Origin of the sequence: Mycobacterium sp. 1165196.3 (genome assembly GCF_001673415.1) — a bacterium.
Lineage (GTDB): Bacteria > Actinomycetota > Actinomycetes > Mycobacteriales > Mycobacteriaceae > Mycobacterium > Mycobacterium europaeum_A.
Map to the genome: position 1 here is coordinate 1 of NZ_LZLU01000276.1, position 24,209 is coordinate 24,209.

At 70.4% G+C, this 24,209-nt stretch carries 23 protein-coding genes and 1 tRNA gene; 9 read left to right on the forward strand and 15 right to left on the reverse strand.

From position 1 onward, the window contains the following. Nucleotides 1-129 precede the first annotated feature (129 nt). Nucleotides 130-870: an SIMPL domain-containing protein gene (locus A5659_RS26395; RefSeq protein WP_067024119.1), complete on the forward strand. Its 741-nt coding sequence runs from the start codon at nucleotides 130-132 to the stop codon at nucleotides 868-870. A 12-nt stretch (nucleotides 871-882) separates the two neighbouring features. Here A5659_RS26395 and hpt read toward each other — a convergent pair whose 3' ends face one another. The 4 genes from hpt to dacB are packed head-to-tail and all read right to left on the reverse strand — an operon-like array spanning nucleotide 883 to nucleotide 4,941. Next, nucleotides 883-1,494, reverse strand: a complete 612-nt coding sequence (gene hpt / locus A5659_RS26400) for a hypoxanthine phosphoribosyltransferase (RefSeq protein ID WP_066867244.1) — start codon at nucleotides 1,492-1,494, stop codon at nucleotides 883-885. 50 nt (nucleotides 1,495-1,544) lie between these two features. Continuing rightward, nucleotides 1,545-2,507, reverse strand: coding sequence for a tRNA lysidine(34) synthetase TilS (gene tilS, locus A5659_RS26405; RefSeq protein WP_067185393.1), 963 nt, complete (start codon nucleotides 2,505-2,507; stop codon nucleotides 1,545-1,547). Beyond that, nucleotides 2,486-3,559, reverse strand: coding sequence for a zinc-dependent metalloprotease (locus A5659_RS26410; protein WP_066880031.1), 1,074 nt, complete (start codon nucleotides 3,557-3,559; stop codon nucleotides 2,486-2,488). Before A5659_RS26410 ends, tilS begins: the two co-directional genes overlap by 22 nt. Then, the gene (gene dacB, locus A5659_RS26415; RefSeq protein ID WP_067185396.1) at nucleotides 3,556-4,941 is read right to left on the reverse strand and encodes a D-alanyl-D-alanine carboxypeptidase/D-alanyl-D-alanine-endopeptidase; all 1,386 of its coding nucleotides are present in this window, start codon (nucleotides 4,939-4,941) and stop codon (nucleotides 3,556-3,558) included. The genes A5659_RS26410 and dacB overlap by 4 nt, the downstream gene beginning before the upstream one ends. Nucleotides 4,942-5,049: 108 nt before the next feature. On the opposite strand from dacB, the gene A5659_RS26420 reads away from it, so the two are divergent. Further along, nucleotides 5,050-5,538, forward strand: a complete 489-nt coding sequence (locus A5659_RS26420) for an inorganic diphosphatase (protein ID WP_066867566.1) — start codon at nucleotides 5,050-5,052, stop codon at nucleotides 5,536-5,538. On the opposite strand, the gene A5659_RS26425 is transcribed toward A5659_RS26420, so the two are convergent. Next, complete coding sequence (locus A5659_RS26425; RefSeq protein ID WP_067185399.1) at nucleotides 5,519-6,634, reverse strand: DUF475 domain-containing protein; 1,116 nt, start codon at nucleotides 6,632-6,634, stop codon at nucleotides 5,519-5,521. The genes A5659_RS26420 and A5659_RS26425 overlap by 20 nt on opposite strands. Nucleotides 6,635-6,762: 128 nt before the next feature. On the opposite strand from A5659_RS26425, the gene A5659_RS26430 reads away from it, so the two are divergent. The 3 genes from A5659_RS26430 to A5659_RS26440 are packed head-to-tail and all read left to right on the forward strand — an operon-like array spanning nucleotide 6,763 to nucleotide 9,103. After that, nucleotides 6,763-8,031: a hypothetical protein gene (locus A5659_RS26430; RefSeq protein ID WP_066867572.1), complete on the forward strand. Its 1,269-nt coding sequence runs from the start codon at nucleotides 6,763-6,765 to the stop codon at nucleotides 8,029-8,031. 35 nt (nucleotides 8,032-8,066) lie between these two features. Next, the gene (locus A5659_RS26435; RefSeq protein WP_066867575.1) at nucleotides 8,067-8,765 is read left to right on the forward strand and encodes a glycosyltransferase family 2 protein; all 699 of its coding nucleotides are present in this window, start codon (nucleotides 8,067-8,069) and stop codon (nucleotides 8,763-8,765) included. After that, complete coding sequence (locus A5659_RS26440; RefSeq protein ID WP_067185402.1) at nucleotides 8,762-9,103, forward strand: DUF2304 domain-containing protein; 342 nt, start codon at nucleotides 8,762-8,764, stop codon at nucleotides 9,101-9,103. The genes A5659_RS26435 and A5659_RS26440 overlap by 4 nt, the downstream gene beginning before the upstream one ends. Here A5659_RS26440 and A5659_RS26445 read toward each other — a convergent pair. Beyond that, nucleotides 9,100-10,044, reverse strand: coding sequence for an NAD-dependent epimerase/dehydratase family protein (locus A5659_RS26445; protein ID WP_197498235.1), 945 nt, complete (start codon nucleotides 10,042-10,044; stop codon nucleotides 9,100-9,102). The two genes, A5659_RS26440 and A5659_RS26445, sit on opposite strands and share 4 nt — an antisense overlap. On the opposite strand from A5659_RS26445, the gene A5659_RS26450 reads away from it, so the two are divergent. Continuing rightward, nucleotides 10,010-11,827: a hypothetical protein gene (locus tag A5659_RS26450; protein ID WP_156749394.1), complete on the forward strand. Its 1,818-nt coding sequence runs from the start codon at nucleotides 10,010-10,012 to the stop codon at nucleotides 11,825-11,827. The genes A5659_RS26445 and A5659_RS26450 overlap by 35 nt on opposite strands. 19 nt (nucleotides 11,828-11,846) lie before the next feature. Here A5659_RS26450 and A5659_RS26455 read toward each other — a convergent pair. After that, a tRNA-Thr gene (locus A5659_RS26455) sits at nucleotides 11,847-11,922 on the reverse strand. Nucleotides 11,923-11,984: 62 nt separating this feature from the next. Next, entirely contained in the window at nucleotides 11,985-13,208 is a 1,224-nt protein-coding gene (locus tag A5659_RS26460) for a DNA polymerase III subunit delta' (RefSeq protein WP_066878065.1), read from the reverse strand. Between the two features lie 208 nt (nucleotides 13,209-13,416). Here A5659_RS26460 and A5659_RS26465 point away from each other — a divergent pair, with 208 nt between their 5' ends. Further along, nucleotides 13,417-14,991, forward strand: a complete 1,575-nt coding sequence (locus A5659_RS26465; RefSeq protein WP_231998023.1) for an adenylate/guanylate cyclase domain-containing protein — start codon at nucleotides 13,417-13,419, stop codon at nucleotides 14,989-14,991. A 9-nt stretch (nucleotides 14,992-15,000) separates the two neighbouring features. Here the strand turns inward: A5659_RS26465 and topA are convergent, their stop codons facing one another. The 3 genes from topA to cspA all read right to left on the reverse strand — a co-directional run bounded on the left by topA (nucleotide 15,001) and on the right by cspA (nucleotide 18,986). Next, nucleotides 15,001-17,811: a type I DNA topoisomerase gene (gene topA / locus A5659_RS26470; protein ID WP_066867589.1), complete on the reverse strand. Its 2,811-nt coding sequence runs from the start codon at nucleotides 17,809-17,811 to the stop codon at nucleotides 15,001-15,003. A gap of 203 nt (nucleotides 17,812-18,014) precedes the next feature. After that, nucleotides 18,015-18,614 (reverse strand): hypothetical protein, encoded by a 600-nt coding sequence (locus tag A5659_RS26475; RefSeq protein WP_066878069.1) that lies wholly within the window; start codon nucleotides 18,612-18,614, stop codon nucleotides 18,015-18,017. A gap of 168 nt (nucleotides 18,615-18,782) precedes the next feature. Then, the gene (gene cspA / locus A5659_RS26480; protein WP_007166602.1) at nucleotides 18,783-18,986 is read right to left on the reverse strand and encodes a cold shock protein CspA; all 204 of its coding nucleotides are present in this window, start codon (nucleotides 18,984-18,986) and stop codon (nucleotides 18,783-18,785) included. A 284-nt stretch (nucleotides 18,987-19,270) separates the two neighbouring features. On the opposite strand from cspA, the gene A5659_RS26485 reads away from it, so the two are divergent. Then, nucleotides 19,271-21,622 carry a DEAD/DEAH box helicase gene (locus tag A5659_RS26485; RefSeq protein ID WP_067185405.1) on the forward strand — a complete coding sequence of 784 codons (2,352 nt, stop codon included), beginning with the start codon at nucleotides 19,271-19,273 and terminating at the stop codon, nucleotides 21,620-21,622. Nucleotides 21,623-21,694: 72 nt separating this feature from the next. After that, a complete protein-coding gene (locus A5659_RS26490; RefSeq protein ID WP_066867597.1) occupies nucleotides 21,695-22,732 on the forward strand; it encodes a PAS domain-containing protein in 1,038 nt (345 codons plus the stop codon). On the opposite strand, the gene A5659_RS26495 is transcribed toward A5659_RS26490, so the two are convergent. Genes A5659_RS26495 through A5659_RS26510 form a run of 4 tightly spaced genes read right to left on the reverse strand, consistent with a single transcriptional unit; the run spans nucleotide 22,729 to nucleotide 24,201 of the window. Further along, nucleotides 22,729-23,094, reverse strand: coding sequence for an Rv3654c family TadE-like protein (locus tag A5659_RS26495; RefSeq protein ID WP_369829403.1), 366 nt, complete (start codon nucleotides 23,092-23,094; stop codon nucleotides 22,729-22,731). The genes A5659_RS26490 and A5659_RS26495 overlap by 4 nt on opposite strands. Further along, nucleotides 23,063-23,392, reverse strand: a complete 330-nt coding sequence (locus A5659_RS26500; protein ID WP_197498239.1) for a TadE family type IV pilus minor pilin — start codon at nucleotides 23,390-23,392, stop codon at nucleotides 23,063-23,065. Before A5659_RS26500 ends, A5659_RS26495 begins: the two co-directional genes overlap by 32 nt. Beyond that, a complete protein-coding gene (locus A5659_RS26505) occupies nucleotides 23,389-23,589 on the reverse strand; it encodes a DUF4244 domain-containing protein (protein WP_066867734.1) in 201 nt (66 codons plus the stop codon). The genes A5659_RS26500 and A5659_RS26505 overlap by 4 nt, the downstream gene beginning before the upstream one ends. Before the next feature lie 18 nt (nucleotides 23,590-23,607). Continuing rightward, nucleotides 23,608-24,201 carry a type II secretion system F family protein gene (locus A5659_RS26510; RefSeq protein ID WP_197498237.1) on the reverse strand — a complete coding sequence of 198 codons (594 nt, stop codon included), beginning with the start codon at nucleotides 24,199-24,201 and terminating at the stop codon, nucleotides 23,608-23,610. Nucleotides 24,202-24,209 lie beyond the last annotated feature (8 nt).

A 24,209-nucleotide genomic window follows, 5' to 3' on the forward strand; every position in this document is an offset into this window, starting at 1 on the left:
AACGGGCTGTCGCACCTCATCATTCGCGTATGCGGGCTGAACGAAACCGGTGGCTTCGGCCGAAACGCCGACAACGCCGCGGCGTAAATCGCGCCCACCGACCGCGGCCCGGACGCTAGGGTGCCAGGCATGCCGGTCGCACCGAATGCCTCGAGGTTTGTCCGCCGATCGATCGCCGCGGTCGCGGCCGGCCTGACCATCGCCGCGGTGTCGGCGTGCGACAAGCACAACGCGCCGCAGCCCGGGGCCAACCCCCGTCAGGTCACGGTCGTCGGCACCGGCCAGGTCCAGGGCGTCCCGGACACCCTGACCGCCGACGTGGGCATCGAATTCACCGCACCCGACGTCACCACCGCGATGAACCAGACCAACGACCGGCAACAGGCGGTGATCAACGCACTGACCGCCGCCGGCATCGACCGTAAGGACATCAGCACCACCGAGGTCACCCTGTCCCCCGAATACAACAACCCGGAGCCCAGCGGCACCGCCGCCATCACCGCCTACCGCGCCACCAACGCCATCGCCGTCAAGATCCACCCGGCTGACGCCGCGTCGCGGCTGCTGGCCCTCATCGTCGGCACCGGCGGCGATGCCACCCGGATCAAGTCGGTTCGTTATTCCATCGCCGACGATTCGCAACTGGTGAAGGACGCCCGGTCCCGCGCGTTCAACGACGCCAAGAACCGCGCCGAGCAGTACGCCCAGCTGTCCGGGCTTCGGCTGGGCCGGGTGCTGTCCATCTCGGAGGCCACCGGTGCCACCCCACCGCCGGTCGGGGCGCCGCGGGCCATGCCGTCCATGGTTCCGCTGGAGCCCGGCCAGCAAACGGTGAACTTCTCGGTGACCGCGGTGTGGGAGTTGGACTAGCGGCGGTCGCGGCTACTGCTGGTAGACCCTGGGGTCCAGCGTGCCGATGTAGGACAGGTCCCGGTAGCGCTCGTCGTAGTCGAGGCCGTAGCCCACGACGAAGTCGTTGGGGATGTCGAAGCCCACGTAGGCGATGTCCACGTGCGCGCCCTGCGCGTCGGGCTTGCGCAGCAGCGTGCACACCCGCAGCGACCGCGGGTGCCGCGTCTTGAGGTTGCGCAACAGCCAGGACAGGGTGAGTCCCGAGTCCACGACGTCCTCGACGATCAGCACGTCGCGGCCCTCGATATCGCGGTCCAGGTCCTTTAGGATCCGCACCACCCCCGAGGAGGACGTCGACGACCCGTACGAGCTGACGGCCATGAATTCGAACTGGGTGGGCAGCGGGATCGCCCGGGCCAGGTCGGTGACAAAGATCACAGCACCCTTGAGCACCGTGATCAGTAGCAGGTCCTGACCGGTCTGCGTCGCGGCGTCGCGGTAGCTCTCGCCGATTTCGTGGCCGAGTTCGGCGATTCGCGCCTGAATTTGCGCCGACGTAAGCAGGACAGACTTGATATCCCCGGGGTAAAGCTCCGCGGGCTGAGCGGGGGTGATCGCCGAGGAGATCTGGGCCACGCCCACAGAGTGCCACGACGGCGGGCGAATAACCAACGGCAGCCCCGACATTGCGGTTAACGGACCGGCTCGCGCCACAGCGTCAGCAGGCCGTCGCGGCGGCCCGCGAACAATCTCTCGCCAGGCGACGACGACCCCACCGCCACCCCACCCTGCCCGCGCCAGCGGGTGACCAGGCCGTCGACCGCCCGGATTTGCTTGTCGGTCAGGCCGGTTGCGCCGCCGGCCAGCAGCCACGCCCGGATCACCCGGCGCCGCACGGGGGCGTCCAGCGCCGCCAGCGCCTGCACCCGCAGGCCGGCGTCCGCGCGGGCCCCCGGCAGCGCCCGGGCGGCCAGCGTGTCGAGCAGCTCGGAGTCCTCCCGCAACGCGGTCGCGGTGCGGGCCAGCGCCTCGGCCACGCCGCCGCCGAGCACGTCTTCCAGCAGCGGCAGCACCTCGGTGCGCAGCCGGGTCCGGGTGAAGCGGCGGTCGGTGTTGTGCGGATCCTCCCAGGGCGTCAGGCCCAGCTCCCGGCACGCGGCGTGCGTCACCGCCCGGCGCACCGCCAACAGGGGCCGGCACCACGGCGGATCGTAGGGACGCATCCCGGCGATCGAGCGCACCCCGGACCCGCGGCCCAGGCCCAGCAACACCGTCTCGGCTTGGTCGTCGAGCGTGTGACCTAGCAGCACCGGGCCGCTGTGCTGGGCGCTCAACGCGGCGTAGCGGGCGGCGCGTGCCGCCGCCTCGGGACCGCCCTGGTTGCCCACCCGGACCCGAACCACTTGGGCCGCAACGCATCCCAATGCCAGGGCCTGAGCCCGCGCGGTGGCGGCGACGGCGGCCGAGTCGGGTTGCAGCCCGTGGTCGACGACCACCGCCGTGGTGGGCCGCAGCCGGGCGGCCACAGCGGTGAGGGCCAGGGAATCGGGTCCGCCGGACAGCGCCACGCACCACGGATCGTCGGTGGCGAGGTGGGTCTTGGCGAACGCCTCGACAGCCGCACGCAGCTGTTCTACAGCACCCTGTCGATCCATCGCTGGGGTTCTTCGATCTCGATGGGCAGCGGGAGCGTCTCGGGGCCGGTCCAGATGGCGTTGAACCGGGCCATGCCCACCTGGCCCACCACGTGGTCGACGAACGCCTTGCCGCGGGTGTACTGGCTGAGCTTGGCGTCGAGTCCCAGCAGCGCGCGCAACAACCGCTGCAGTGGCGGTTGCTTGCGGTGGCGGCGCTCGTCGAACCGGCGGCGGATGGTGGCCACCGACGGCACCGCCATCGGCCCGACGGCGTCCATGACGTGGTCGGCGTGGCCCTCCAGCAGGGTGCCGAGCACCAGCAGCCGGTCCAGCGCCTGCCGTTGCGGTTCGGACTGCACCGCGCGCACCAGGCCGAGGATCCCCGCCGAGTTGGCGTCGGATTCCGGGGCCCCGCTGCCGCGGTTGCGGGCGTATTCGGCCAGCCGGCCGATCACCTGCCCCATGTCCTCCCCGGCGTCGCGGGTCAACAGGCCAAGCGCTTGCGACATGTAATCGGGCAGCCACGGGTTGGCGGTGAACTGCACGCGATGGGTCACCTCGTGCAGGCACACCCACAGCCGGAAGTCGGACGGCTCGATGCGAAGCTGCCGCTCGACGGCGAGGACGTTGGGATACACCAGCAGCAGACAGCCGGTCCGGGCGCCGTCAGCGGCGGCGAACGGGTCGTATTGGCCGAGGATCCCCGAGGAGACGTAAGCCAGGACGGCGCCCGTCTGCGCGCCGGTGACGCGGCCGGTGAAAAAGCCGCGCGGTTTCTCGGCGCCGTTCATCATCACCCGCATCGACTCGGTGGCCGCGGCGATCCAATCGGGGCGGTCGACGATGCGGGCGGCCGGCACATGGCCCCTGTCAAAGCCGTCGGTGATCAGGCCGGTGACGTCACGCACCAGCGGTTCGGCCTTGACCGACGAGGTGGCGAGTTCGTCGATCACCTGGCGGCGGGTGTAGTCGCTGGACGGCGGGCCGGGCCTGGCCAGCCGCCGACCCACCGTGGCCGCGAACCGCCAGTCGACCGCGGTGCCCAGCGTCAGCTCCGACGCCGGCGTCATGAGCACCCACAGGACCACAGCCGGGTCGCCAGCGCGTCCATCACGTTGCGGCCGTTCGGGCCGGCGTTGTTGGAGATGAACGCGAAGGTGAGCACCCGGCCGCTGCGGTCGGTGAGCACCCCGGCCAGCGCGTTGATGCCGGTCAGGGAGCCGGTTTTGGCCCGCAGCCAGCCCGCCGGCCCCTGGGCCGTGGAGGCGTCGGTGAAGCGATCGGCCAGCGTCCCGCTACCGGCGGCGATGGGGAGCAGGTCCAGCAGCGCCCGCAGCGACGGCTGGTCGGGCCCGGCCGCCGCCTGCAGCACGCCGTCGAGCGTCTTGGCCGTCAACCGGTCGTCGACCGAGAGTCCACTGGAATCCAGCAGCACCACGCCCGCGGTGTCGACGTGGGCGGTGGTCAGCCGGTTGGTCACCGCGTCGGCGGCGCCGGCGAAGCTGCGCGGCCGGTTGATCGCCGCCGCCACCTCGCGGGCGATGCTCTCGGCCAGCACGTTGTCGGAGTGGTCCATCATCTCGGACAGCCGCTGGACCAGCGGCGCCGACTGCACCACCGCCAGCTGCCGGGCTCCCGACGGCGCGGTGGCGATCGTCACCGCGTTGGGGTCCAGGCCCAGCGCCTTGGCCAGCTCCCGGCCGGCGTCCAGGGCCGGGGTGCGGGACCGCCGCGAGTTGACCGTGCTCGGCTGGATGCGTCCGGCGTCGATCATCACCGACTCGATCGGCGCGATGTCGCCGTTGTCGACGTCGGCGAGGTCCCAACCCTGCGCCATCGTCGGCCCGCTGAACGCCGAGGTGTCCACCTGCACCGCGGTCGGCGTCACGCCGCTGCGCCGGATCTGCTCGACGAGGTCGCTGATCCGCGCCGATCCCCGGTACCAGGTGGGCACGTCGGGCGGCGCCGCCGACAACGCCGGATCGCCCGCTCCCACCAGCACGACGGGGCCCTGGGCGTTCTGGCTGCCCGCCACCACCCGGGTGCTGATCCGCGCCTGGCGGTCCAGCGTCAGCAACGCCGCGGCCGCGGTGAGCACCTTATTGGTGGACGCGGGCACCAGCGGCAGGTCGTCGGCCACCTGCCACAGCTCTTTCCCGGTGATGGCGTCGGTGACCCGGCCGCCGAGGCGGCCCAGGTTGGGGTCGCCCGCCACCGGCGCCAGCATGGCGGCCACACCGGGTCCGCTGGGCAGCTCGGCGGTGTCGCTCACCGGGACCATGCCCGGCTTCACCGTCGGCGCGTGCGGCGGCGGGATCGGGGCATGCGCGCTGTTGGCGCCGTGCCCGGCCGTGGTGAAAAACGCTGCCGCCACCACGACGGCGACGACAAACGCCAGCACGCCCAACCCGATGAACACTGGGGTGGATTTTTGCCAGCGAGTACGGGCCATGACTCTCCTGACTGTCTGCGACCCATTCTGCCGAATCGGCGCCGATGCGCTCGACTAGGGTGTAGCAGAGCAAAATTGGCCTGCCTAATCAGACAAGGAGCCGACGCGGTGGAATTCGACGTGACCATCGAGATTCAAAAAGGCCAGCGGAACAAGTACGAGGTCGACCACGAGACCGGTCGGCTACGTCTGGACCGCTACCTCTACACCGCGATGGCCTACCCGACCGACTACGGCTTCATCGAGGACACCCTTGGCGAGGACGGCGACCCGTTGGACGCGATGGTGCTGCTGCCGCAGTCGGTGTTCCCCGGCGTGATCGTGGAGGCCCGCCCGGTGGGGATGTTCCGGATGACCGACGAAAAGGGCGGCGACGACAAGGTTTTGTGCGTGCCGGCCGGCGACCACCGCTGGGACCACATCCAGGACATCGGCGACGTTCCCGAGTTCGAGCTGGACGTGATCAAGCACTTCTTCGTGCACTACAAGGACCTGGAGCCGGGCAAGTTCGTCAAGGCCGCGGACTGGGTCGGCCGCGAGGACGCCGAGGCGGAGATCCAGCGCTCGATCGAGCGGTTCAAGGCCCAGGGGCACTGACGCGCGGAGGCGCGCACTGGTCACGCTGGGCGCGGGCGACGCGCCGATTGCGCAGGATGCTCCAGCCCAGCGCGGCCGCGATGAACACCACCCCGACCGAGCCGGTGACCGCCTCGGGCACCTCAAACCGCGGCTCGATCGAGGCCAGCATGATCACCGCCAGCGCCCCGATCGCCCAGTGCGCGCCGTGTTCCAGGTACACGTACCGGCCCAGCGCTTCCTGACGAACCAGGTAGATGGTGATCGACCGGACGAACATCGAGCCCACCAGGCCCAGCCCGAGCGCGATGACGACGGGGTCCGAGGTGATGGCGAACGCGCCGGTGACACCGTCGAATGAGAAGGCGGCGTCGAGGACTTCCAGGTAGAGGAACAGCGTGAGGCCGGCCCAGCCGGTCGCGGGTTTGGGGGCGGCGCCGGCCTCGGGGTCGGACGGCCGAAAGGCTCGGCTCAATCCGTTCACCACCAGGTAGGTCACCATGCCCAGCAGCCCGGCGGTCAGCACCGTCGCCGCCTCGTCCCCCGAGTGCGTCAGCCGCGTGCCCACCGTGACCAGCGCCAGTCCGGTGACCACCAGCGACACCTGCCCCAGCCGGCCGATGCGTGCGAACGGGATCTCAATCCACTTGAGCCACTTGATGTCTCGGTCATAAAACAGGAAATCCAGGAACAGCATCAACAGGAAGATTCCGCCGAACGCCGCGATCTGCGGGTGAGCCGCGATGACGAGCTTTTCGTAGCTGGGCGACCCGTCCGTGAACTCCAGCGCGCCGTGCGGCGGTGCATGCAGCGCCAACGACATCGCCCGCACCGGGTCCAGGCCCGCGGTCGCCCACACGATGAGCAGCGGGAAGAGCAGCCGCATGCCGAACACGGCGACGAGGATCCCGATGGTCAGGAACATCCGCTGCCAGAAGCGGCTCATCCGCTTCAGGATCGAGGCGTTGATGATCGCGTTGTCGAACGACAACGACACCTCGAGGGCGGCCAGCACCAGCAGCAGGTAAAGACCCTTGAAGCCGCCGTAGGCGTATCCGAGGCCGAGTGCCGCCGCGGTGACCAACAGCGAGACCCCGAAGGTGCGCAAAGCGGACATGGATCCTTTCCGGCCGCCGCCCACACTAGCGAACCGGATCGTCGCGGCCGGCGTCCGCTGCGGGCCGCATAGAATTTTCAAATTGTGGCGAAACATCGGGGCAGTCGGCCGAAAGCGCCGCCGCCCCGATGACCGAGATCAGCGCCTCGCAGGGGCCGGTGGCGCGCGGCAGCATGGCCAGGGTCGGCACCGCCACCGCCGTGACCGCGCTGTGCGGTTACGCGGTGATCTACCTGGCCGCTCGTGACCTGGCGCCGAGCGGCTTTTCGATATTCGGGGTGTTCTGGGGGGCGTTCGGGCTGGTCACCGGCGCCGCCAATGGCCTGCTGCAGGAGACCACCCGCGAGGTCCGCTCCACCCCCTATGTCAGCGACCTGGCCGCGCTGCCGGTGCCCGGCGAACCGCGCACCCACCCGATGCGGGTCGCCATGCTGGTGGGCGTGGCCGCGGCCGTCGTGATCGCCGGCAGTTCGCCGTTGTGGAGCGGGCGGGTGTTCGTCGAGGCGCGGCTGCTGTCGGTGGCGCTGCTGTCGGTCGGCCTGGCCGGATTCTGCGTGCACGCCACCCTGCTGGGCATGCTGGCCGGCACCAACCAGTGGACCCGCTACGGCGCGCTCATGGTGACCGACGCCGTCATCCGGGTGGCGGTGGCCGCGGCCACCGTGGCGCTCGGGTGGCGGTTGGTCGGCTTCCTGTGGGCGACGGTGGCGGGGGCGGTCGCCTGGCTGATCTTGCTGGTGGCCTCGCCGGCCACCAGGGCCACCGCCCGGCTGCTCACCCCGGGCGGGACGGCGACCTTCCTACGGGGCGCGGCACATTCGATCACCGCGGCCGGCGCCAGCGCCATCCTGGTGATGGGATTTCCGGTGCTGCTGAAGCTGACCAGCGCCGAGCTCGGCGCGCAGGGCGGGGTGATCATCCTGGCCGTCACGCTGACCCGCGCGCCGCTGCTGGTGCCGCTGACGGCCATGCAGGGCAACCTGATTGCGCATTTCGTCGACGAGCGCAGCGATCGGATTCGCGCGCTGCTCGCCCCGGCCGCGATCGTCGGGGCGATCGGCGCGGTCGGCGTGGCGGCCGCGGGCGTGCTGGGCCCCTGGCTGTTGCGGGTGGCCTTCGGGCCGCAGTACCACGCCAGCAGCGCGCTGCTGGCGTGGCTGACCGCGGCGGCGGTGGCGATCGCCATGCTGACGCTGACCGGGGCTGCCGCGGTGGCCGCCGCGCTGCACCGGGCCTACTCGCTGGGCTGGGTGAGCGCCACGGTCGCCTCGGGGCTGCTCCTGTTGCTGCCGTTGTCCCTGCAGACCCGGACCGTGGTCGGGTTGCTGTGCGGCCCGGTGGTGGGCATCGGCGTCCATCTGGTGGCGCTGTCGCGCGCCGCGCGCTCTACCGGCTGATTCGGCCTGCACCAGCGTGTACCTTGTGGGCTTAGATGGGTACTGAAACGCATTATTCGGTCGTCTGGGTCGTCATTCCCGCCTTCAACGAAGCAGCTGTCATCGGCGAGGTGGTGGCCGATGTGCGCTCGGTATTCGACAACGTCGTCTGCGTGGACGACGGCAGCGCCGACGACACCGGTGAGATCGCCCGGCGGGCCGGGGCTCACCTGGTGCGCCACCCGATCAACCTCGGGCAGGGCGCGGCCATCCAGACCGGCGTGGAGTACGCCCGCAGGCAGCCGGGCGCCCAGATCTTCGCCACGTTCGATGCCGACGGCCAGCACCGCGTCAAGGACCTGGCGACCATGGTCGACCGGTTGCGCGCCGGGGACGTCGACGTCGTGATCGGCACCCGGTTCGGCACGCAGCGGGGGGCCCGGCCGCCGCTGGTGAAACGGATCGTGCTGCAGACCGCCGCGCGGCTGAGCCGGCGCGGCCGCCGACTTGGCCTGACCGACACCAACAACGGGCTGCGGGTGTTCAACAAGAAGGTCGCCGACGGGCTGGACATCACCATGAGCGGCATGAGCCACGCCAACGAATTCGTCATGCTGATCGACGAAAACCATTGGCGCGTCGCCGAAGAGCCGATCGAGGTGCTCTACACCGAGTACTCGAGGTCCAAGGGGCAGCCCCTGCTCAACGGTGTCAACATCATTTTCGACGGATTCCTGCGAGGGAGGACTCCATGAACTGGATTCAGGTGCTGCTGATCGGGTCGATCGTCGCGCTGCTGGTCTATCTGCTGCGCTCGCGGCGCAATTCGCGGTCAAAGGCCTGGGTGAAGGTCGGCTACGTGGTGTTCGTGCTGGGCGGCATCTATGCGGTGCTGCGCCCCGACGACACCACGGTGGTGGCCCAGTGGTTCGGGGTGCGCCGCGGCACCGACCTGATGCTCTACGCGCTGATCATGGCGTTCTGTTTCACCACGCTCAGCACGTACATGCGGTTCAAGGACTTGGAGCTGCGCTACGCGCGGCTGGCCCGTGCGGTGGCCCTGGAATCCGCGCAGGCTCCCGAGACGAGCTAGCGGGCCTGCGCCCGGCGGAAGTACTCCACGGTGCGGGCCACCCCGTCGGACAGCTCGACCTTCGGCTTCCACCCCAAAACCTCTGCGGCAGAAGCAATGTCGAGGCAGGACCGCTTGAGGTCACCCAGCCGCGGCGGCGCGAACTCCGGGTCGTCGGGCGCCCCGACGGCGGCCGCCACCGCCGAATGCAGTTGGCGGTCTGAGGTTTCGATGCCGGTGCCGACGTTGAAGCGCTGCCCGCCGCCGGCGTCACCGGAGGCCTTGACGAAGGCGTCCACGACGTCGTCGACGAAGACGTAGTCGCGGGTGTTGCCGCCGTCGCCGAAAACCTTGGTGGGCTTGCCCGATAGCAGCGCCTGGGCGAAGATCGCCACCACCCCGGCCTCACCGTGCGGATCCTGGCGCGGCCCATAGACATTGGCCGGCGCGATGTGCGAGCAGTCCAGGCCGTACAGGTGCCGGAAGGTGTTCAGGTAGATCTCGCCCGCCACCTTGCCCGCGGCATACGGCGACGCCGGGTCGGTCGGCACGCTCTCGGGAGTCGGGTAGCGCGGCGGGATGCCGTAGATGGACCCGCCCGAGGAGGTGTGCACGATCTTGCGCACCTGCGCCCGGCGAGCGGCCTCGGCCAGGCGCACGGTGCCGATCACGTTGACCGACGCGTCGAACTGCGGGTCGGCCACCGAGTGCCGCACGTCGATCTGGGCCGCCAGGTGGAACACCACCTCCGGGCGGTGCTCGTCGAGGATTGCCTGCAGGTCGGCGGTCACGATGTCGGCCTCGACGAAGACGTGGGCCGGGTCGTCGGCCAGATGCTCGAGGTTGGTCGCGCGGCCCGAGGCGAAGTTGTCCAGCCCCACCACCGCATGACCGTCGGCTAACAGACGGTCGACTAGCGTCGAGCCGATGAATCCGGCTGCCCCGGTAACCAGTGCACGCACCGGCCCACCATACATAGCGGTCGTGGCGGTCGCGCTCATCGCGGTGCAGCTGGCCGTGCGCGCGGTGCTGGCCTTCGGCGGCTACTTCTACTGGGACGACCTGATCCTCATCGGCAAGGCCGGCACCCACCACCTGCTGGCGCCGTCGTACCTGTTCGACGACCACGACGGGCACGTCATGCCCGGGGCATTTCTGCTCGCGGGCACCATCATCCGGCTCGCGCCACTGGACTGGACCTGGCCGGCGGTCAGCCTGCTGGTGCTGCAACTGCTGGCCTCGCTGGCGTTGTTGCGCGCGCTGCACGTCATCTTGGGTTGGCGGCCGGTGCTGCTGATCCCGTTGACGTTCGGGTTGTTCATCCCGTTGGCGGTGCCCGGCTTCGCGTGGTGGGCGGCCGCGCTTAATTCGCTGCCGATGCTGGCCGCGCTGGCCTGGGTGAGCGCCGACGCCGTCGCGCTGGTGCGCACCGGCAAACAGCGCTACGCGGTGACCGGCGTGCTGGTCTACCTCGGTGGGCTGTTGTTCTTCGAGAAGGCCGCGGTGATCCCGTTCGTCGCGTTCGCGGTGGCCGCGCTGCTGCGGCACGTGACCGGCGATCGCAGCCTGGGATCGGCGGTGGCGACGGTGTGGCGGGCCGGCCTGCGATTGTGGATCGCCGCGCTGGCGCTCACCGCCGCCTGGATCGCGCTCTATCTGGCCGTGGTCAATCAGCAGCGGTGGAGTTCGGACCTGTCGATGACGGGCCGGCTGCTGGCACGGTCGATCACGCACGGCATCGTGCCGGGGCTGGCCGGCGGGCCGTGGCACTGGGACCGTTGGGCGCCCGCCTCGCCCTGGGCCACGCCCCCGCCGTCGGTGATGGCGCTGGGGTGGCTGGTGCTGGCCGCGACGCTGGCGGTGTCGCTGGTGCGCAAGGAGCGCATCGGGCCGGTGTGGGCAATCGCCGTCGGCTACGCCGTGGCCTGCCAGGTGCCGATCTATTTGATGCGGTCGTCGAAGCAAACCGCGCTCGAGCTGGCGCAGACGCTGCGCTACCTGCCCGATCTGGTCGTGGTGCTGGCGCTGCTGGCCGCGGTGGCGTTGTGCGCGCCCAACCGGCAGGCCGGGCCGCGCTGGCTCGACGCTTCACCGAAACGCGCCGCGGCGGTCGCGGTTTTGGCGGTGCTGTTCGTGGCCAGCAGCCTGTACTCGACGGCCACGTTCCTGACCAGCTGGCGCGACAACCCGGCCCAGCCCTATCTGCGCAACGCCCGGGCGTCGCTGGCCGCGGCGCAGGCGGCCTCGGACGCGCCGCTGCTGGATCAGGAGGTCGACCCGTTCGTGTTGCAGCGGGTGGCCGCGCCGGAGAATCTGGCCAGCCACCTGTTCGCCCTGCTGCGGGACAGGCCCGAATTCGCGCCGGCCACAACACAATTGCGCATGTTCGACCCCTCGGGGCGGCTGATCAAGGCGCGGGTGACCTGGGTCCGGACCATCGCGCCCGGGCCGATGCCCCAGTGCGGTTACTTCGCCCAGCCGGACCGCCCGGCGCGCCTGGCCCTCGACGGCCCGCTGCTGCCCGCCGACTGGACGGTCGAACTGAACTACCTGGCCAACAGCGACGGCTCGATGACGTTGTCGATGACGCAGGGTCCCGAGGTCAAGGTGCCCGTGCATCCCGGGCTCAACCGGGTCTTCGCGCGGCTGCCGGGCGCCGGCGACGCGATCACGGTGCGCGCCAACACGACCGCGCTGGCGTTGTGCCTCGCGTCGGGCCCGGTGGGGTTCGTCGCGCCGGCGTGAACGCGTCGGGTGAAAAAGATGGAGCCGCCTGGGGGAATCGAACCCCCGACCTATTCATTACGAGTGAATCGCTCTACCGACTGAGCTAAGGCGGCATACCCGCACGCCGGGCGGCACGAGTCTACGGCAGGCGGGCGGGCAGACCCAAGCCAGGCGGTTAGTCGCGCAGTTGCTGGCCGATGGTGGCGACCATGGCGTCGACGGCGAACTTGGGCTTGACGTTGATCGCCAGCGCCTCGCGGCACTCCAGCACCGCTTCGATGCAGCGCAGCAGCCGCGCGGGCGGGGCGTGGGCGGCCAGCGCGGCCACCCGCTCGGCCATGTCCGGGTGGTTGGCCCGCACCGCGGCTCCCCCTTGCAGGGCGGAGGCCATCAGCGCGTCGCGGAAGTAGGTCGCCAGGTCGATCAGCGCGCGGTCCAGCGCATCGCGCGAGGCCCGGGTCTGACGCGACTTCTGGCGTCGCTCAAGGTCCTTCATCGCCCCGGCCGCGCCGCGCATGGCGCCCGCGGTGCCCTTGCCGGTGCCGCCCGCGCCCAGGGCCGTGCGCAGCTCTTCGGTCTCGGCCTCGGCGCGGTCGGCGGTCAGCACAACGGCCTCGGCCTCGGCCGCCGCCACCAGCTCCTCGGCCGCGGCGTAGGCCCGCGACGGGGTCGCGGCGTCGCGCACCAGCGTCAACGACCGCTCCCGGCGCGCCCGGGCCTCGGGATCGGTGGCCAGCCGTCGCGCCCGGCCCACGTGCCCGCCGCTGACCGACGCCGCCCAGTTCGCCGTGTCGGGGGTCAGGCCGTCGCTGTCGACCAGCACCCGCGCGATCGCCTCGGCCGAGGGCGTCACCAGCGCCACATGCCGGCACCGGGAACGCAACGTGATCGCGATGTCCTCGGGATCCACCGACGGCGCGCACAGCAGGAACACCGTCGACGGCGGCGGTTCCTCGACCACCTTCAGCAGGGCGTTGGCGGCGCCCTCGGTCAGCCGGTCGGCATCTTCGATCACCACGATTTGCCAGTGCCCGGTGGCCGGGCGCCGCGACGCGATCTGCACGATCGCGCGCATCTCGTCGACGCCGATGGACAGGCCCTCGGGGATCACCCGCCGCACGTCGGCGTGGGTGCCGGCCATGGTCGTCGTGCACGCGTGGCAGCGCCCACAGCCCGGCTCGCCGTCGTCAGAGGCCGACGTGCATTGCAGGGCGGCCGCGAAGCACAGCGCCGCCACCGAGCGCCCGGAGCCCGGCGGGCCGGTGATCAGCCACGCGTGTGTCATAGTCCCGGCGCCAGACCCACTGTGGTCGGCGTCACCACGGGCGGCTCGGGCGGCGGCCAGCAGCTCGGCCGTCACCGCGTCCTGGCCTACCAGCCGCGTAAACACCCCGGACATCACCGGTAACAGTAGTGGCGGTGCCGACAGATACCGAACGGCCACCGTACCGCGACCATTCCGTTATCTTCGGCGCCGGTTGGGCATCGCGGGCGACCTGCCGAGATCGCTATTAAGTTTCCGAGACGTCGCCGCCGCCCGATACGGTGGGTAAGTGACTACGGCGGCGGCACTACCGGGGCGGATCAGCGCATTCGTCCGCTGGGTGATGCGCACGCCGTGGCCGCTGTTCTCGCTCAGCATGCTGCAGGCCGACATCATCGGCGCCCTGTTCGTGCTCGGCTTCCTGCGCTACGCGCTGCCGCCCGAGGACCGCATCCAGTTACAGGACCTGCCGGTGCTGAACGTGGCGATCTTCGCCACCGCGCTGGTCGTCGTGTTCCTCACCGGTTTGGCCGTCACGCTGCGGCTGCTGCTGCCCGTGTTCCGGTGGCAGCGCCGCGACAACATGCTCGCCGAGGCCGACCCCGCCGCCACCGAACTGGCCCGCAGCCGCGCGCTGCGAATGCCGTTCTACCGCACCCTGATCAGCATCGTGGCCTGGGCCATCGGCAGCGTGGTGTTCATCATCGCCAGCTGGTCGGTGGCGCGGTACGCCGCACCCGTGGTGGCGGTGGCCACCGGGCTGGGGGCCGCGGCCACCTCGATCATCGGCTACCTGCAGTCCGAACGGGTGCTGCGGCCCGTGGCGGTGGCCGCCCTGCGCAGCGGGGTGCCCGAAAACGTCAAGGCGCCCGGCGTCATCCTGCGCCAGATCCTGACGTGGATGCTGTCCACCGCCGTGCCGGTGCTGGCGATCGTGCTGGCGGTGGTGGCCGACAAGACCTCGCTGCTGCACGCCACACCGGAGAAGCTGTTCACCCCAATCCTGTTGCTGGCGGTGGCGGCGCTGGGCATCGGCGGAGTCAGCACGCTGCTGGTGGCCATGTCGATCGCCGACCCGCTGCGCCAGCTGCGCTGGGCGCTTTCCGAAGTGCAGCGCGGAAACTACAACGCGCACATGCAGATCTATGACGCCAGCGAGCTCGGCCTGCTGCAGGCGGGCTTCAACGACATGGTGCGCGACCTGTCCGAGCGGCAACGGCTGCGGGACCTGTTCGGCCGCTACGTCGGTGAGGACGTGGCCCGCCGGGCGCTGGAGCGCGGCACCGAGCTGGGCGGCCAGGAGCGCGACGTCGCGGTGCTGTTCGTCGACCTGGTCGGGTCCACCCAGCTGGCCTCCACCCGGCCACCCGCCGAGGTCGTCCACCTGCTCAACGAGTTCTTCCGGGTGGTGGTGGAAACCGTTGGCAAGCATGGCGGTTTCGTCAACAAGTTCCAGGGTGACGCCGCGCTGGCCATCTTCGGCGCGCCGATCGAACACCCCGACTCGCCCGGCGGAGCGCTGGCCGCGGCCCGGGAATTGCACGACGCGCTGCTGCCGGTGATCGGTTCGGCGGAGTTCGGCATCGGGGTGTCCTCCGGGCGGGCCATCGCCGGTCACATCGGCGCGCAGGCCCGCTTCGAGTACACGGTGATCGGCGACCCGGTCAACGAGGCCGCCCGGCTGACCGAACTGGCCAAGCTCGAGCCCGGCCACGTGCTCGCGTCGGCGATCGCGGTCAGCGGCGCGCTGGACGCCGAGGCCCTGTGCTGGGACGTCGGCGAGGTGGTCGAGCTGCGCGGCCGCCGCGCGCCCACCCAGCTGGCACGCCCGGTGCACCTGGCCGGAACGACCGACCCCGCGCCCACCCGGCCGCGGACCGAGGAGATGTCCGGCGAGGCCATCGGCCCGGGCTACTGAGAGCCGGGCTCAGCTGCGCTTGGCGGCCTTCTTCGCCGGCGCCTTCTTGGCCGGCGCTTTGCGGGTCGTCTTCTTGGCCGGACGCTTGGCCGGGCCACGAGCCCGGCGATCGGCCAGCAGTTCGGCGGCGCGCTCGTCGGTGATCGATGCGACGTCGTCACCCTTGCGCAGGCTGGCGTTGGTCTCACCGTCGGTGACGTACGGACCGAACCGGCCGTCCTTGATCACCATCGGCTTGCCCGTCGCCGGATCGGCGCCCAGCTCACGCAGCGGCGGCGCGGCGGCACCCTGCCGGCCGCGGCGCTTGGGCTCGGCGTAGATCTTCAGCGCTTCCTCGAGGGTGATGTCGAACATCTGCTCCTCGGTCGCCAGCGAGCGAGAATCGGTGCCGCGCTTGAGGTATGGGCCGTACCGGCCGTTCTGCGCGGTGATCTCCTCGCCGGTGGCGGGGTCCACCCCGACCACGCGCGGCAGCGACAGCAGCCGCAGCGCGTCCTCGAGCGTGACCGTCTGCAGGTCCATCGTGCGCAGCAGCGAACCGGTGCGGGGCTTGGGGCCGGTCGGCTTCTTGCCCTTCTTGGCCGGCGCGGCGCTGCCGTCGTCGTCGGGCGGCGGCTCCGGCAGGACCTCGGAAACGTAAGGGCCGTACCGGCCGTCCTTGGCGACGATCTCGTGTCCGGTTTCCGGGTCCACCCCCAGCACGCGGCCCTCCTGCGGCGTGGCGAACAGCTGCTCGGCCACCTCCAGCGTGAGCTCGTCGGGGGTCAGCGAGTCGTTGAGGTTGGCCCGCTGCGGCTTGGGCTCGCCGTCATCACCGGTCACCATGCGTTCCAGGTAAGGCCCGTTCTTGCCCACCCGGACGTAGACCGGCCGGCCCTGTTCGTCGTCAAATAGCCTGATGGAGTTGACTTCTCGGGCGTCGATGCCTTCCAGGTTGACGCCGACGAGCTTCTTCAGGCCGCCGGAGCGGGCCACCGAGTCGGCCACCCCGTGCTCGCCGCCGAAGTAGAAGTTGTTGAGCCAGTCGGTGCGTCGCTCCTGCCCCGAGGCGATCGCGTCGAGCTCGTCTTCCATCGCCGCGGTGAAGTCGTAATCGACCAGGCGGCCGAAATGCTGTTCCAGCAAACCGGTTACGGCGAACGCCACCCAGGACGGCACCAGGGCGCTGCCCTTCTTGTGCACGTAGCCGCGGTCCTGGATGGTCTTGATGATCGACGAGTACGTCGACGGGCGGCCGATGCCCAGCTCTTCGAGCGCCTTGACCAGTGACGCCTCGGTGTAACGCGCCGGGGGATTGGTGGCGTGGCCGTCGGGGGTGAGTTCGATGGCGTCCAACCGCTGGCCCTTGGTCAGCTGCGGCAGCCGGCTCTCGGCGTCGTCGGCCTCGCCGCCGGCCAATTCGTCCACCGTCTCCACATAGGCCTTCAGGAAACCCGCGAAGGTGATGGTGCGACCGCTGGCCGAGAACGTGACGTCGCGGCCCGCCGACTGACCGTTGATCCGCAGGCTCAGCGTGGTGCCGCGGGCGTCGGCCATCTGCGAGGCCACCGTGCGCTGCCAAATCAGCTCGTAGATGCGGAATTCGTCGCCGTCGAGCTCGCGGCGCACCGCGTCCGGGGTCGCGAAGGTCTCGCCCGCGGGGCGGATCGCCTCGTGCGCCTCCTGGGCGTTCTTGACCTTGCGCGTGTACTGCCGCGGCGACGGGGACACGTATTCCGCGCCGTAGAGCTGGCGGGCCTGCGTGCGGGCGGCGTTGATCGCGGACTCCGACAGCGTGGTGGAGTCGGTACGCATATAGGTGATGTAGCCGTTTTCGTAGAGCCGCTGGGCGATGCTCATGGTGCGCTCGGAGGAGAACCGCAGCTTGCGGCCGGCCTCCTGCTGCAGCGTCGAGGTCATGAACGGCGCGTAGGGGCGCCGCGTGTAGGGCTTCTCCTCCACCGACGCGACGGACAGCTGCGCCCCGCGCAGGCCCGCGGCCAGCTGCGTGGCGCTCGCCTCGTCGAGAACGGTCACCTCGTCGGCCTTGCGCAGCTGACCCAGCGAGTCGAAGTCGCGGCCGGAGGCCACGCGCAGGCCGTCGACGCCGGTCAGGCGGGCGGTGAAGGTGGGCGGCGAGGCCTGCGGGTCGGACACGCTCGCGTCCAGCTGGGCCACGATGTCCCAGTAGGAGGCGCTCCGGAACGCCATGCGGTCGCGTTCGCGCTGCACGATGATCCGGGTGGCCACCGACTGGACCCGGCCCGCCGACAGCTTGGGCGCGACCTTCTTCCACAGCACGGGGCTGACCTCGTAGCCGTACAGCCGGTCCAGGATGCGCCGGGTTTCCTGCGCGTCGACCAGATCGATGTCCAGGTCGCGCGGGTTTTCGGCGGCCTCGAGGATGGCCGGCTCGGTGATCTCGTGGAACACCATCCGCTTGACCGGGATGTTCGGCTTCAGGGTTTCCAGCAGGTGCCAGGCGATGGCTTCGCCCTCGCGGTCACCATCCGTGGCCAGGTAGAGCTCGTCGACCTCCTTGAGCAGGCCCTTGAGTTCGGTGACCGTGCTCTTCTTCTCGGGGCTGATGATGTACAGCGGTTCGAAGTCCGCGTCGACGTTGACCCCGAGGCGGGCCCAGGGCTCCGACTTGAACTTCGCCGGCACGTCGGCGGCGGCCCGGGGCAGGTCGCGGATGTGGCCGCGCGAGGACTCGACGATGTACCTGGAGCCCAGGTAGCCGGCCAGTTTGCGCGCCTTGGTGGGCGACTCGACAATCACGAGTCGCCGGCGGCTGCCATTCCCGCCGCTACTGGTGTCCTTTAGTTTCGGGTCAGCCAACTGCCCTTACGCTCCATCCGTGATTGGTCCCCCCTGCGAGACCACCTGCAGGAAGAATGACAGGTCGGCATCGAAAATTCCGGTGAAATTCAGGTACGCGACCGTTCCTTCGCCCTGCGGCACCTGACAATTTCGCACCCTTGGGCGGGCCTGCGCAAACTGACCTTCGCGAAAACGGCGGAATTTCGGCCGCCATCCGCCGGCTAGACGCGCGGCCAGCGGGCGGACGCGTCGGCGCCGTCGGGCGGTTCCCCCACGTTTTCTACCAGGCGCGATAGCCTGCGGCGTCCGCTGATCCGCAACGCCGGGCGCCCGCCGCGGGTGCCGATCAGGGTGGGCGCGATCCCCACGCGCATCAACGCCGACGCCAGCGGCGAGTGCGTGTCCGGCGCGTGCGGGTCCAATGCCAGCAGGTAATGCTCGCCCTCCGGGTTTCCGGCCGCCAGCGTCCACGCCCGCAGCTCGCGCGGGCCGGGCAGCCAGCGCGGCGGCACGGTCTTGACCGCCCCGCGCGTCCATTCGGCGGCCAGCGTGCTCAGCGAGGGGTCCACGGCGGTGCGTACCAACGGGGTGTCCTCGTCGGTACGGCCGATCTCGGCGACCAGGCCCGCCTCCCGGATCATCTCGGCCAGCGCCGAGGCCCGCCAGGGCTGGTCCACGACCACCGACAGCCGAGCACCCGCAACGGCGTTTTCACCGGTGGCACCGACGGTGACGATCTGCCCGGACGCCGCCAGCACCCCGGAAAGATCGGCGACCGCAGGCGGCACCGACTCCGCTGTAAAGAAGGAAAGCTGGCTCACGCCACCGACAGTAGGCCAGGGGGCCCGCCCGCGTCTTGAGGCAACCGGCGCGCCGCGGGGCGTCGACGGGCATGCACGCCTGGTTGCCGCAGTAAAAGAGGAAACCCCCCGGCTGAACCCGCTTTGGGCGGGTCTGCACGGGGGGTATCCGTTCAGGTCTGCTCTCGTTTAGACGGAGCGGACTCCGGTGGCCTGGGGGCCCTTAGGGCTATGGCCGATCTCGAACTCGACCTTCTGGTTCTCTTCGAGGGTGCGGAAGCCCGAACCCTGGATCTCCGTGTAGTGGACAAACACATCCGCGGAACCGTCTTCAGGGGCGATGAACCCGAAGCCCTTCTCCGCATTGAACCACTTCACAGTTCCCTGTGGCATCTCTCGATCTTTCCTTTTCTTCTGGGTGCGGGGCATCGCTTTTCGATGCCCCGGGCCTGGTACGACCGCCATACCTCGCTGAGTCGCCGGAACTTCACCCGACCGATTAACCTCGCAGGAACCGCGGCCGCAACGTCGATCCTGCGAAAGTTTGACACGAACACAGAAGCTGCGACCGCAAATAGTCAACCATGTTCATCGCGTCGGCGACAGACTTGTGTCATCCGCCGATTCGAAGGCCGATTCGCAGGCCGATTTCACAATCGGATCCCGGAGGAAGTGAGATGGCGAGTTTCGGCAGCGAACTGCTGGCCGCCGCACTCGCCGGAACCGCGGCCGACGAACATCCGCTGCGTCACGTCGCCGAACTGCCGGCGCGCAGCGGCCGGCCGCACGATTGGCCGGACTGGGCCGAGTCCGACGTCATCGGCGCGTTCGCCGAACGCGGGATCAAATCACCGTGGTCGCATCAGTTCGCGGCCGCCGACCTGGCGTACTCGGGCCGTCATGTCGTGCTCAGCACCGGTACCGCCTCGGGAAAGTCACTGGCCTACCAGCTTCCGGTGCTCAACGCGCTGGCGACCGATCCGCGCGCCCGGGTGCTCTACCTGTCACCGACAAAAGCGTTGGGCCACGACCAATTGCGCGCCGCGCACGCGCTGACGGCGGCGGTTCCACGGTTGCACGATCCCGGTTTCGGGGTCGCCCCCACCGCGTACGACGGTGACAGCCCGCCGGAGGTCCGCCGCTTCGCGCGGGAACGCTCGCGGTGGTTGTTCTCCAACCCCGACATGATCCACTTGTCGATCTTGCGCAACCACGCCCGCTGGGCCGTCCTGCTGCGTGGCCTGCGGTTCGTGGTGGTCGACGAATGCCATTACTACCGTGGGGTATTCGGCTCGAACGTGGCGATGGTGCTGCGCCGCCTGCTGCGGTTGTGTGCCCGCTATTCGTCGTCACCGACGGTGATCTTCGCCAGCGCCACAACGGATTCGCCGGGCGCGACGGCCGCCGAGCTGATCGGGCTGCCGGTCGAGGAGGTCACCGAGGACGGGTCACCGCAGGGCGCCCGGACCGTGGCGTTGTGGGAGCCCGCACTGCGGGCCGACCTGACCGGCGAGAACGGGGCGCCGGTGCGTCGGTCCGCCGGTGCCGAGGCGGCGCGGGTGATGGCCGACCTGATCGCCGAGGGCGCTCAGACGCTGACGTTCGTGCGGTCCCGCCGCGCAGCGGAACTGACCGCGCTCGGCGCGCAGGCGAGGCTGAATGACATCGCTCCGGAGCTGTCCCGCACGGTCGCGTCGTATCGGGCCGGCTACCTTGCCGAGGACCGCACCGCGCTGGAGCGCGCGCTGGCCGAGGGCCGGCTGCGGGGGCTGGCCACCACCAACGCGCTGGAGCTGGGCGTGGACATCGCCGGCCTCGACGCGGTGGTGCTGGCCGGTTTCCCCGGCACGGTCGCCTCGTTCTGGCAGCAGGCCGGCCGGTCCGGGCGGCGCGGCCAGGGTGCGCTGGTGGTGCTCGTCGCCCGGGACGATCCGCTGGATACCTATCTGGTGCACAACCCCGCGGCGCTGCTGGACAAGCCGGTCGAACGGGTCGTGATCGACCCGGGCAATCCGTACATCCTGGGTCCGCAGCTGCTGTGCGCGGCAACCGAACTTCCGCTGGACGAGGCCGAGGTGCGCACCCTCGGCGCCACCGAGGTGGCCGACGGCCTGGTCGATGACGGGCTGCTGCGCCGGCGCAGCGGAAAGTACTTTCCGGTGCCCGGCCTGGAACCTCATGGCGCGGTGGACATCCGGGGCTCGGCGGGCGGCCAGATCGTCATCCTGGAGGCCGACACCGGAAGGTTGCTGGGCAGCGCCGACACGGGTCGGGCGCCGGCCACCGTCCACCCCGGCGCGGTGTACCTGCACCAGGGCGACAGCTACGTGGTCGACTCGCTGGACACCGAGGAAGGCATCGCGTTCGTGCACGCCGAGGACCCCGGTTACGCGACGTACGCACGGGAGATCACCGACATCGCCGTCACCGGCGCCGGCGAGCGCCTGACGTACGGGCCGGTCACCCTGGGCCTGGTGCCGGTGCGCGTCACCCACCAGGTGGTGGGGTATCTGCGCCGCCGGCTCTCCGGGGAGGTGATCGACTTCATCGAACTCGACATGCCGGAGCACACCTTGGCCACCATGGCGGCGATGTACACCATCACCGAAGATGCGTTGCAGCGCAACGGTATTGAGGCGATCCGGATCCCGGGCGCCTTGCACGCCGCCGAACACGCGGCGATCGGGTTGCTGCCGCTGGTGGCCAGTTGCGATCGCGGCGACATCGGCGGCCTTTCCACGGCCGTCGGGCCCGATCCCCCTGGCCTGCCCAGCGTCTTCGTCTACGACGGCTATCCCGGCGGCGCGGGTTTCGCCGAACGGGGCTTTCGCCAGGCCCGCACCTGGCTGGGCGCGACGGCCGCCGCCATCGAGGCGTGCGAGTGCCCCAGGGGATGCCCGTCGTGTGTGCAGTCCCCCAAGTGCGGCAACGGCAACGACCCCCTCGACAAGGCGGGCGCGGTGCTGGTGCTGAAGCTGGTTCTCGCGGAACTGGCGCGGGGGCCACGGAACGGCGAGCCCGGCGGGTGACGACCGCCCCCCGGGTGATGTGGCGAAGCCCGCACTCCCACTGATCCATGCCCTCACCGTAAAATCGGCCGCATGGCCCACGACTGGTTGCTCGTGGAGACGCTCGGGGGTGATCCCACCGTTGTGGCGCAGGGCCGCCAACTCAAGAATCTCGTCCCCATCACCACGTTCCTGCGCCGAAGTCCCTATCTGGCCGCGGTGCGCACCGCGATAGCGGAGTCGGTGCAGACCGGCCAGGCGCTGACCAGCATCACGCCCAAGCGAGACCGCATCATTCGCACCGAACCGGTGGTGATGTCGGACGGATTCATCCACGGCGTGCATGTCTGGACCGGCCCCGCCGACGCCGAACCACCCGAGCGGCCGGTCCCGGGGCCGTTGAAATGGGACCTGACGCTCGGCGTGGCCACCGATACCCGCGAATCGCTGATCAACAGCGGCAAGAACCCCGAGGTCGAGGTCACCTTCGGCAGGGCGTTCGCCGAGGACCTGCCGTCGCGGGAACTCAACCCGAACGAAACCAAAGTCCTGGCCATGGCGGTCAAAGCCAAGCCGGACCAAACCCTGTGCAGCACCTGGGATCTCACCGACTGGCGGGGAGAGTCGATCCGGATCGGTTTTGTCGCGCGCACGGTTCTGGAACCGGGGCCCGACGGCCGGGAGCATTTGGTGGCGAGGGCCATTAACTGGCAATCCGAACTCAAGGGCCCGGAGGTGTCGACCGACGATCTCGCGCAGCGAATCCTCAGCGGCCTGGCCCAGGCCGGGGTGCACCGCGCGCTGATCGACCTCAACACCTGGTCGCTGCTGAAATGGCTCGACGAGCCCTGCACCTTCTACGACTGGCGCAGCAGCGAGACGGGCAAGCCCCGGGTGCACCCCGACGACCAGGACCTGATGTCCACCATGACAAGGGAATTCAGCGGCGGTGCCACCAGCCGGGTGTTGCGGATGCCCGGGCACGACGGGGATTGGGTGCCGGTGCACGTCACCGTCAACCGGGTGGAACTGGAGCCGGATACCTACGCCGGACTGGTCTCCCTGCGCCTGCCCACCGACGACGAGCTGGCCTCCGCGGGATTGTCGCCGACGCCGGACGCCGCGCCCTAGTCGGATCCCCCGGCCGCGGGCCCCGCCCGTGCGGCGGCCTTTGCCGCGCCGCCGAGCGCGACCGCCACCCGCGCAGTGACGACGACATCGAGACCGTCGACCACACAGCCGATGTCGTCGACTCGCATCCGGTGGGCCAGCACGGTGGCGCCCGCGCACGCCGTGTCCGCTCCCGAGCTCAGCCTTGCCGCCGCGGCCAAGGCGGCCAGGTCGGCCACCGCCTGCGCGCGGTGGCGGGCCACCACCGCCGAGCCCAAGTACACACCCGCGCCGGTCGCCGTCAGCAACACCACGATCATCCAGGCCGCGACCAGCGTGGCCGAGCCTCGATCACCGCGACGGCTCGGCCGCCGAGACCGCACTGGCCGCAATGTCGATGGCGGGCAACACCTTCGAATGCGCGACGACCGTGACCACCAGGAATTCCCCGTCGCGGCGCAGGTCCACTCGCGCACCGGCCGGCGCGAGCCGACGAGCGGCAGCAGCGGCGGAGCGTTCGTCGCCACGGGCCGCCAACCGGGCGGCCTCGCGGGCGGCGTCGATGCAACGAACCTGCATCGACACCGCGGTGACACCGGCCAGGCACAGCACCAGCACCACAACCAGGGCGGCGATGCCCAGTGCCGCCTCGACCGTGCTGGCACCGGCACTTCCGGTCAGACCTTGGTGTTGAGCGCGCGACCGATGATGTTGGTCAGCGCCGAGACGATGGAATCGCCGGTGACGACGGTGTACAGCACGGCGCCGAACGCGGCCGCCGCGATGGTGCCGATGGCGTATTCCACCGTCGACATGCCCGACTCGTCGGCGGCCAGCACGGCCAGCCGCGCGGAGATTTCGCGAAACAAGTTGAGTATCAATGACTTCCTCTCTTTTCATAGCAGACCCGATTGCAGAACCTGACCGGCCAGACCGGCCACCACCGGGACGATGCCCAGGCAGACGAACGCCGGCAGAAAGCACAGGCCCAACGGTCCGGCGATCAGTACGCCCGCCCGCTCGGCAGCCGCACTCGCCGCGTGCGCGGCGCCGTGGCGAGAGTCCTCGGCCAACTCGGCGACGCCACCGGCCAGCGCCGCACCCGAGGACGCCGAACGTCGGGCCAACCGCAGCAGCGCATCGATCTGCGGGTCGGTCGCATCCTGCGCGCCGGACGGAACGGACCATGCGACAGCGGGATCGGCGCCGAGCGCCAGCAGAGCGGCGGCGCGGCGCAGCACCCTGGCCAAATTCGGCGGCGCCGACGGGGCGGCGGCGGCCGCGGCGCTCGACACCGCCATGCCCGCCGCCAGGCACACGGCCAGCACGTCCAGACAGGAAGCGACGGCCAGCGGATCCGGGCCGCGCGGCGACCCGGTGCGTCGCCGCAGCCGACCGCCGCGCAGCGGCACTCCGGCGCGACCGCGCACCAGGGTTGGCCCGGGTCCGATCCACAGCGCCGCCGCCAGCAGCACCGCCGCCAGATTCATGCGCCGCC